The 7,402-nt window shown below is 70.9% G+C and carries 8 protein-coding genes; 4 read left to right on the top strand and 4 right to left on the bottom strand.

Going from position 1 to position 7,402, the window contains the following annotated elements; genetic code table 11:
* Window positions 1–166: 166 nt before the first annotated feature.
* Window positions 167–766, top strand: a complete 600-nt coding sequence (locus tag ACHZD8_RS16875; RefSeq protein WP_394771590.1) for a hypothetical protein — start codon at window positions 167–169, stop codon at window positions 764–766.
* Here the strand turns inward: ACHZD8_RS16875 and ACHZD8_RS16870 are convergent.
* Complete coding sequence (locus ACHZD8_RS16870) at window positions 742–1,056, bottom strand: helix-turn-helix domain-containing protein (RefSeq protein WP_394771589.1); 315 nt, start codon at window positions 1,054–1,056, stop codon at window positions 742–744. The genes ACHZD8_RS16875 and ACHZD8_RS16870 overlap by 25 nt on opposite strands.
* Before the next feature lie 120 nt (window positions 1,057–1,176).
* Here ACHZD8_RS16870 and ACHZD8_RS16865 point away from each other — a divergent pair, with 120 nt between their 5' ends.
* On the top strand, window positions 1,177–1,824 hold the full coding sequence (locus tag ACHZD8_RS16865; protein WP_394771588.1) for a hypothetical protein: 648 nt from the start codon (window positions 1,177–1,179) through the stop codon (window positions 1,822–1,824).
* A 3-nt stretch (window positions 1,825–1,827) separates the two neighbouring features.
* A complete protein-coding gene (locus ACHZD8_RS16860; RefSeq protein WP_394771587.1) occupies window positions 1,828–3,063 on the top strand; it encodes a CpaE family protein in 1,236 nt (411 codons plus the stop codon).
* A gap of 9 nt (window positions 3,064–3,072) precedes the next feature.
* Here ACHZD8_RS16860 and ACHZD8_RS16855 read toward each other — a convergent pair whose 3' ends face one another.
* The 3 genes from ACHZD8_RS16855 to ACHZD8_RS16845 form a co-directional block, all read right to left on the bottom strand.
* Window positions 3,073–3,615, bottom strand: coding sequence for a hypothetical protein (locus tag ACHZD8_RS16855; RefSeq protein WP_394771586.1), 543 nt, complete (start codon window positions 3,613–3,615; stop codon window positions 3,073–3,075).
* Window positions 3,616–3,733: 118 nt separating this feature from the next.
* Complete coding sequence (locus tag ACHZD8_RS16850) at window positions 3,734–5,359, bottom strand: DUF5671 domain-containing protein (RefSeq protein WP_394771585.1); 1,626 nt, start codon at window positions 5,357–5,359, stop codon at window positions 3,734–3,736.
* Window positions 5,356–5,820, bottom strand: a complete 465-nt coding sequence (locus ACHZD8_RS16845; RefSeq protein WP_394771584.1) for a hypothetical protein — start codon at window positions 5,818–5,820, stop codon at window positions 5,356–5,358. The genes ACHZD8_RS16850 and ACHZD8_RS16845 overlap by 4 nt, the downstream gene beginning before the upstream one ends.
* 86 nt (window positions 5,821–5,906) lie before the next feature.
* Here ACHZD8_RS16845 and ACHZD8_RS16840 point away from each other — a divergent pair, with 86 nt between their 5' ends.
* Entirely contained in the window at window positions 5,907–7,400 is a 1,494-nt protein-coding gene (locus tag ACHZD8_RS16840) for a sensor histidine kinase (RefSeq protein ID WP_394771583.1), read from the top strand.
* The last annotated feature ends 2 nt before the right edge of the window (window positions 7,401–7,402 follow it).

The following is a 7,402-nucleotide window of genomic DNA, read 5'->3' as shown; positions in this document are numbered from 1 at the left end:
CACTAAAGCAGCAGGTGCGCTCGGCTGTCCACGCCCCAACGCGGGGGTGTGGATAACCGGAGGGGTCGGGGCCTGTCTGGCGGTGTGGATAACGCCGGGGCGCGTGCCGCCGGTGACGTACCATCGCAGCAACGTTCGCCATCGACACCTCAGGCGGTTACCGACTATGCGCTGGGACAACCTCTTCGACGACCTGGAGGGTCAGCTCGAACAGGAGCTCAGCGCCGAGGAGGTCGACCTCCGGGCCGAGGAGGAACGGTTGCGCCTCGCCAGGATGAGCCTGCGCGACCGCCTCGTCGCGATCCGCGAGCACGGGTCGGCCGGGTCGGCGCCGATCCGGCTGCTGCTCGGCGCCGGCCGGGTGGTGTCGGTGGCACCGATGACCTTCGGGCGCGACTGGTTCTCCGCCGACCTCGTGGACGAGTCTCCCCGCCGGTCGCAGTGCATTGTGCCCATCGCGGCGATCGCGGGCCTGCTGCTCACCCGCGACCAGGTCGAACCCAGCCTCGGGGCGGCATCCGTCACCGAGTCGGGGAGGGGACTCTCCGGCCGACTCGGCTTCGGCTTCGTGCTTCGCGACCTGTGTCGCCGCCGGCGCCAGGTCGACATCGACCTCGCGGCCGGCACGCAGCACGGCACCATCGACAGGGTAGGCCGCGACCACCTCGATCTCGCCGTGCACGACCAGGGAACCCCGCGGCGGGAGTCGGCCGTGCGGCAGTTGCGCGTCGTGTCGTTCGCTCAGGTGGAGCTCGTGCGGTTGTGATCCCGGGCGCCGGAGTCGAACGAGTACTCCGGCGCGCTCGCCCACTCGGACTGGTGCCAGAGGCTCAGGCGCCTGGCCTCCTCGTACTTCGCCTGGATGTACGCCTCGAGTATCGCCCGTTCGATCCGCCAGTGGCCGTGGCCGCCGATCTTGATGGCCGGGAGCTCCCCCGAGCGAACGAGCGCGTAGGCCTGGCTCGCCGAGATATTGAGAATCTCCGCGGTGTCGGCGAGGGTGAGGAAGCGCGCGAGGCCGCCGCCATGACCGTTCGGGAGATCCACGCTGTTCATGCCTCGATTATGGGGGCGTGCCCGCCCGGCCGACGGCGGTGTGGATAACTTTCCCGGGCGCCGCCGAACGCCGTGACGATGGAGAAACGCACTGCACGATCACGAGCCGGGAGGTGGCGGATGCGCGCCAGAGGCAACTCACAACCGCGGGAACGCACCCCGCGGTCGTTCTGGTTCGACCCGCGGTTCGCGGTCGGCATCGTGTTGGTGCTGGGGTCCGTGGCCGGCGTGGTCGCCGTCGTCTCCACCGCGGACAGCAGCGTGCAGGTGTATGCCGCGCGGTCTGCCCTCACGCCGGGGGACAGGGTCGTCGTGGGGGACCTCGGCGTGAAGAGCGTGCGCCTCGGCGACCTGCGCGCCAAGTACCTGGGGGCGGGGGAGATCCCGGGATCCGGATTCGTGGTCACCCGCGCCGTGGCGGCGGGGGAACTCGTGCCTGCCTCCTCCGTGGGCAAGGCCTCCGGACTTCGGGTCGCCTCGGTGGTGGTGACCGTGCGGGGAGAGCTCGCCAGATCGATCGCCGCGGTCTCGGTGGTGGACCTGTGGTCGGCGCCGGCCACCGACAACAACTCCTTCGGGCCCCCGTCCGTGCTGGTCGCCTCCGCCACCGTGGTGCGGGTCATCGAACCGAGCGGACTGGTGGCGGACCGCGGTGGACGCTCGGTCGAGTTGCTGGTGCCCAGATCGAAGACAGCCAGGGTGCTTGAGGCGATCGCCAATCAGGACGCCATCTCCTTCGTGCCGGCCGGCATCCCGGCCAGGGGCTGACCGATGGTCCGCGTGGCGCTTGCGCTGCCCCTCGAGCTCGAGGACAGGCTGGCCGGCGAGCTGATTCGGCACGGCCACGAGGTGGTCGCCCGCTGCTCCAGCGCCGACGAGCTCGCGTCGGTGTTGCACGGAACGACGGCCGCGGTCGCCATCGTTGCGGCAGCGCCCCGGTACCTCAACCGCAGGCTGCTCACCGAGTCGGATGCCGCGGGAGTGCGGATCGTCGCGATGGCAGCAGCCGACGACGAACGTCGCAACGCCGCGACTCTGGACCTGAGCGAGGTCGTGGCGGCGTCGGCCGCCTGGCAGGAGATCGAGGACGTGATGCTCGGCGCCAGGCCGGGCGGCGGAGCGGCCGCGGTCGCCCAGCGTCGCGGGCAGGTGGTCGCGGTCTGGGGGCCGGCCGGTTCGCCGGGGCGCACCACAGTCGCGATCGCCCTCGCCGCGGAGATCGCCGCCGAGGGACACACGGTGGCGCTTGCCGACGTCGACACTCACAGCGGCTCGGTGGCGCCGGCGCTCGGGCTCCTCGACGAGGCGCCCGGCTTCGCCGCGGCGTGCCGCCTTGCCGGGGCCGACAGCCTTACCCAGCGCGAACTCGAGCGGATCGGCCAACGCTACCTCTCGCCGCGTGGAAGCTTCTGGGTGCTCACCGGCATCGGGCGCCCCAGCCGCTGGCCCGAGCTGTCGGCCGAACGTGTGGTCGGCACGATCGGTGCCTGCCGCGAGTGGGTGGATTTCACCGTGGTCGACACGGGGTCGAGCCTCGAGAACGACGAGGAGATCAGCAGCGACCTCTTCGCCCCTCGCCGAAACGCCGCCACGATCGCGGCTCTTCGCGAGGCCGACCAGGTGGTGGCGATCGGCTCCGGCGATCCGGTGGGCCTCTCCCGATTCCTGCGGGCCCACGTCGACCTGGTGGAGACGATCGAGACCGACCGGGTCGTGGTGGTGATGAACAAGATCCGCGCGAGCGCGATCGGACCGGGCGCGTCGTCCCAGGTGCGTCAGACGCTGCAACGATTCGGCGGGATCTCGGACCCCGCGCTCGTGCCGTACGACCGCGCGGCGCTGGACACGGCGGTGCTCAGCGGCCGCACCCTGTGCGATGTCGCGCCGAAGTCGGCGGCGCGGGTCGCCATCCGCCAGCTCGCCCGGGACCGCGTGCTTCCGACGCCGGAGCCGGCCAGGCGCCGGTTCGGCCGCGGATCCGACCGTCGTCGGCCGGCCGCCGGCTGACCGGTGCGCTCAGCGCGCCCCGAGCCAGCTCAGCAGGTCGGCCTTCCTCAGCCGTGACCAGCCTCGTCTGCCGGACTCGCGGGCTCGCGCACGAAGGGCCACCATGGTCCACCCCGGCGACGGCTCCCCGGTGGGTGTCTTCACCGCGCGCGGCTTGCGCGGGCGGGGCGGCACCACGCTCTTCTTGCGAGCAGGGGTCGGCGCGGAGGCCTTCTTCGCCGAGGCGCCCTTCTTGACGACGGCAGCCTTCTTCGCCGAGGCGGCCTTGTCGGGCGTCCTGTCCGCGGCCTTCTTGCCTGGCTTGGACTTCTTGTGCGGTTTTGCCTTCTTCGCCTTCGCGGCTTCCTTGGCGAGCTTCTTGGCTCGCTCCTTGTCCTTTGCACGCTGGATCTTGGCGTGCTCGTTCTCGCGAGCCAGCGCCGCCTTCGACTTCGTGCTGCTCGGGGCTTCGGGCGTGCCGCCCTTCTTCTCGCCCCGCTTGTCGGGCTTCGACAGCTTGTCGGCTTTCGACTTCTTGTCTGACTCGGATTTCTTCTCGGGCTTCGATGCCATGACATCCTCCTCGGGGCGGGCGCGACACAGCCCGTGGAGCCCCATTCTGCCCCGCGGCGCCCCGTGGAGGCGAGGTTTCCGCGATACTGCGCGTCGCGCCCCGTCTCGCGGACCTCGCTCAGCCCTGCAGAGGGATGACCTCGAGCCGCCCGTCGGGTCCGGCGACGAGGAGCACGCGCGTGCCGCTCACGCCGGCCAGGGCCGCGGTCACCCGCTCTGCCGTGGGTGCGGGGGAGGGGTCGGTCCGCACCCAGAGTGAGACCGCGGCGCCGGTGTCGTGCTCGATCACCTGCCGGAGGGGCTCCGCATCCGGGCCGCCGACCAGGATCACCCGGCCGATCGTGCGCGCCGAGCGCTGCACCGCCGGGGCCGCCGCCCGGTCGAGCCGCCAGACGGTGAAGTGGTAGCCGGCGGCGAGCCCGGTCGCCAGGAGCAGTCCGAGCGGCGCGCGCACCCGGTCGAGGAGGCTCTGCCCGGTGACGCTGTCGAGGGTGAACTCGAAGATGCGGAAGCCGATCACCAGGAGCGTGATGAGGGCGACCACGGCGCTCGCCCCGAAGACGGCCACCAGGTAGACCCGACGACCCGTCGATGCGCTTTCGGCCGCGCTCACCCGGGAGGCGGGGCGCCAGACGACCCACCAGAGCGGAGCGCCGACGACCAGGGCGCTGATGCCGCCGAGCAGGAGGCTGCGGGCGCCGGACTCGGTGAGCGGCGTGCCGATCGCCGCGAGAATCGAGTTGACGATCACCCCGAATCCGGATGCCGCCGCCGCGAGGGCGACGCCGGACGTCACGAGCCGGTTGGCGGCGCGAGTCGGCTCGGACGCGGCGGCGACTCGGCGGCGATAGTACGCCCAGACGAGCGCGCCAACGGATGCCGCGGCGACGGCGGTGCCGAAACGGTCGAGGATGGCGGCCACCGGTTCGGTGCGATCGAAGGCCACCCGCAGGAGCAGGAAGAGGGCCGTGGCGATGCCACCGAGGGTCAGCACCACGGCTCCGAACCCGTTGACGATCACGAGCACCACCGGGCCGAGTCCGGTGCGCCGCGAGCGCGCGTCGTCCCGCATCCAGTGCCACCACCAGACGACGGCGCCTCCCGCCGCCCAGACGAGCGCCTGCAGGGCGGGTCGCCACCACGGGTTGCCGACCTCGACGGCGGAGTCGAAGCCACGCACCACGGCGTCGAGCAGCGCGCCGAGGGCCGTGACGGCGCCGCCGACCCCGATCACGAGGCCGTAGAACGCCCCCAGCACCGGGGCCACGCCCTCGAGCCTCGTCGGTGACTTGGTGGCGCGGGCGGACATCCAGCGATGCCACACCCAGACCGCGCCCCAGGCGATCGCGGTGCCGAGGGCGTACGGCTGCCAACTGCCTCGCACGAGCGCGCTGAGGGTCTGGAGCAGAGCCGCCGTAAAGGTGATGAGTGCCACCGTGGACATGCCGGCCAGGTAGAGGCCCCAGGAGAGCGACGACCGCTCGGTGGCCACGGCCATCCGGCGCCAGAGCAGCCACCAGAGCACCGCGGCGAGCGGGCCGGAGACGAGGCTGAACGCGAGCGAGAGGGCGAGGCCGGCGACGTCGTTGGACGCCAGCCGGTAGTTGGCGGTGTCGAAGAGTCTCCCGAGCAGGCCGCTCACCCCGCTCGCGGTGATGGCGACCATGGCGAAGAGCAGCACGAACACGATCACCCGGCGCACCGACTGCTGCGGGCCGACCGCCCCCGCGGGCTGCGCGGTCACTTGTTCGACCCCGTGGGGCTGCAGACCGTGAGGATGGACGGCGCGGATTCGATGAGCCAGTCTCCGCCCTGCCTCACCAGCGAGAACACGTCCTCGTAGTCCGACTCGGAGGAGCCGAACGGGCCGTTGTCGAAGGATTGGGCGATGGACACCCTGACGTCGGCCGAGTCGGCGCGCACCTTGGTGGACACGAGCGTCACCCGGATGTTGTCGGTGAGAGGCGAGTCGAACCTCACGCAGCCGTCCCGGGTGGCCGGCACGAGGTATCCGGCGGCCTTCTTCTCGTCGCCGTCGATGACGGCGTTCGAGTACCGCTGAACCACGCCCTCGGGGCTCGACGCGTCGAGAAGTTTCGGCGCGCCTCGCGTGAAGACGACCACGAGGGCGATGACCACGATGACGGCGACGACGGCAAGCACGACGACGAGGGCGCGATCGGGTCTCGGTGGGGAAGGCTCCATGCGCTCAGCCTCACCGAGTGTGGCCGATTGCGCAATGGACGGACGGCACGACGGAGCCTCAGGCATTCCGCCGTAGGCTATTCAGCGTGTCGACCCTCTCTGACCTCGTGCTCGCCCAGGGACGCTCCGACGAAGCCGACGTCGAATGGCTGCACCTTCTCGTCGGCGACTGGCAGCTGCTCGCCGACCTCGCATTCGCCGACATCGTGCTCTGGGTGCCGACGCACGAGGGCAGTTTCGTGGCGGTGGCGCACGCGCGCCCGTCCAGTTCGGCGACGCTGTTCTATCGCGACTTCGTGGGCCAGCAGATCAAGCCGGAGTGGAAGAGCCAGGTGACCGACGCCTTCGAGTCGGCCCAGATCGTGGACTCGGCGAGTCCGGACTGGTACGAGGAGACGCCGACCAGGGTGCGCGCGGTGCCGGTGTTGCGCAGGCTCGCGGCGACGGGAACCGAGACCACGAAGCATCCGATCGCCGTGATCAGCCGCCACACCAACCTGAGCGAGGCGCGCACGCCGAGCCGCCAGGAGCTCACCTTCAACGAGTGCGCCAACGATCTGTTCGCGATGATCTGCGCCGGCGACTTTCCCGATCTCGGTGCACCGACCGGTCCCCGCCGGGGCGCTCCCCGGGCGAACGACGGCCTGCTGCGGCTCGACGTTGACGGTACGGTCACGTTCGCGAGCCCGAACGGACTGTCGGCGTTCAACCGCATGGGATTCGGCGGCGAGCTCGAGGGCGAGTCCCTCGCCGAGGTGACCACCTCGCTGCTCAAGGGCCGTCTCATCATCGACGAGTCGCTGCCGCTCGTCGTGACCGGGCGCGCGCCGTGGCGCACGGACATCGAGGCCAGGGGCGTCACGGTGTCGTTGCGTGCCATACCGATCCGGGATCGGGGCGAGCGCATCGGGGCGATCGTGCTCTGCCGCGATGTGACCGAGCTGCGCCACCAGGAACGCGAACTGATCACCAAGGACGCGACCATCCGGGAGATCCACCACCGGGTGAAGAACAACCTGCAGACGGTGGCCTCCCTGCTGAGGATCCAGGCCCGCCGGTCGCACTCGGACGAGGCCCGCGAGTCGCTCAACCAGGCGATGCGCCGGGTCGCGGCGATCGCGGTGGTGCACGACACCCTGAGCGAGGGCCTCAACCAGAACGTGGACTTCGACGTGGTCTTCGACCGCGTGCTCAAGCTCATCGCCGAGGTCGCCTCCACTCACAACACCAAGGCCCACCCCACCTTCACCGGGAGCTTCGGGGTACTGCCGAGCGAGTATGCGACGCCGCTCTCGCTCGCCCTCACCGAACTCGTGACGAACGCGGTCGAACACGGCCTCGCCGGTCGAGAGGGCAACGTGGAGATCATCGCGGAACGCACCGCCGAGACGCTGAGCGTTCAGGTGCGGGATGACGGCACAGGCCTGCCCGAGGGCAAGGTCGGCTCGGGCCTCGGAACCCAGATCGTGCGTACCCTCATCCAGGGCGAGCTCGGGGGCACGATCGACTGGCACACCATGGTGGGCAGCGGAACCGAGGTCACGATCGAGATCCCGCTCGCCTGGCTTACCAAGAGCTAGCC

Source organism: Lacisediminihabitans sp. (genome assembly GCF_043726815.1).
GTDB lineage: Bacteria > Actinomycetota > Actinomycetes > Actinomycetales > Microbacteriaceae > Lacisediminihabitans.
The sequence above is the reverse complement of the archived record's forward strand: the minus strand, read 5'-3'. Positions and strand labels throughout refer to the sequence as shown.